Source organism: Streptomyces olivochromogenes, assembly GCF_001514115.1.
Classification (GTDB): domain Bacteria; phylum Actinomycetota; class Actinomycetes; order Streptomycetales; family Streptomycetaceae; genus Streptomyces; species Streptomyces olivochromogenes.
The window spans coordinates 1-1,329 of record NZ_KQ948529.1 but is presented as its reverse complement, the minus strand read 5'-3'; the positions used below and the strand labels follow the sequence as shown (position 1 = coordinate 1,329).

Here is a 1,329-nt window from a genome sequence, read left to right as displayed (position 1 = left end):
CCGTCGTCGCTACACGAGGCCGATTATCTCGCTGCCGAACAACCGGAAATCTATGTTGGCTGGAGTAGACATTGGGTGATCGACTGGCTATGGTTTCTCTCGTAGCCCAGAGAGACAGCAGGGCCCGGCAGACACGAACTACCGGGCAGCAGTACGCAGGACGGTGCGGTGGTGGAGTTTCGAAGCCAGGGTGGTTGCAGGACGGTGACGGGACTGGCGACCGGACCGGGTGGCCCGCAGTGAACAGGGGCCACCGTGAGCAGGACCGCAGTTGATGCAGTGGCAGTACCAGTAAGTGCAGTCCGCAAGGCCCAGCAGTGAAGAGAGTGAGCGGTACCTCGGTGAAGGCGTCGGCTGCGGGCGCGCGCACCGGGAAGTTCGGCAGTGGGGTTCCAAGCCAGAGCAGACGCAGGACGGGCGACGGGGCTGGCTGCCGGAAAGTGGCGCTGTGACAGGTCACTGAGCGGTTCGCAATACCAGCAGTACGCAGGAGAGCAGTACCAGCAGTTAGTTGATCCAAGAGGGAAAGAACGGAGGGGCCGAGAGCCATCAGGATCGCCCGGGCGGAAGTCGTGAGCCCGGGTACCGCAGGACATCGATAGTGAGGTGGTCTCCGGTCGAGCAACCGCGATCCCCGCACAAGCCCTCATCCCCCGTGAGCTGGTGCGGACTCAGAAGGCCGGCGCAGTATCAGGGCCGGCAGATGGTGTAGCAGTTCCTTCGGGGCCCTGGCGTGAATAGCGCCAGGGCCCCTCGACGCGTTCCATGAGAGAGGTGCAATGACAGCAGACGACTCGTTCGGCCGTCTCGATGACGACGACTACCCCGCCTACACGATGGGCCGGGCCGCCGAGATGCTCGGCACCACCCAGGGATTCCTCCGCGCCATCGGTGAAGCGCGCCTGATCATCCCGCTGCGCTCCGCGGGCGGACACCGCCGTTACTCGCGCTACCAGCTGCGGATCGCCGCTCGCGCCCGGGAACTCGTCGACCAGGGCACTCCGATCGAGGCCGCCTGCCGCATCGTCATCCTCGAAGACCAGCTCGAAGAAGCGCAGCGCATCAACGCCGAATACCGCCGCGCCGCCGGATCAGCGAACCCGACAACCGCCGCCTGAGGCGGCCAGGACGTGCAACCCGCGCAGGACTTCACTGCCTGTCACCATCGCAGGTCGCCAGCGACGCGCAACGTGCTGCGCAGCTTCGCCTTCCACGGCCGCGGAGCTGGAGCGATCGGACGCACGCAGGCTCGCTTCCTCCCTTGTGTGTGAGCAGCTGGGGCGCTTATGGCGGTCGATAGCGGCTGTGAGGGCTAGGTTGATGCAGTCT

General features: G+C 65.5%; 1 protein-coding gene. It reads left to right on the top strand.

Going from position 1 to position 1,329, the window contains the following annotated elements; all coding sequences use genetic code 11:
• The first annotated feature begins 779 nt into the window (after positions 1–779).
• On the top strand, positions 780–1,118 hold the full coding sequence (locus AQJ27_RS51400; protein WP_067386010.1) for a MerR family transcriptional regulator: 339 nt from the start codon (positions 780–782) through the stop codon (positions 1,116–1,118).
• Positions 1,119–1,329 lie beyond the last annotated feature (211 nt).

Bases quoted from the DNA above. Each gene is read 5' to 3' on its own strand.
- AQJ27_RS51400 (WP_067386010.1), top strand. From the start codon at position 780: ATGACAGCAGACGACTCGTTCGGCCGTCTCGATGACGACGACTACCCC.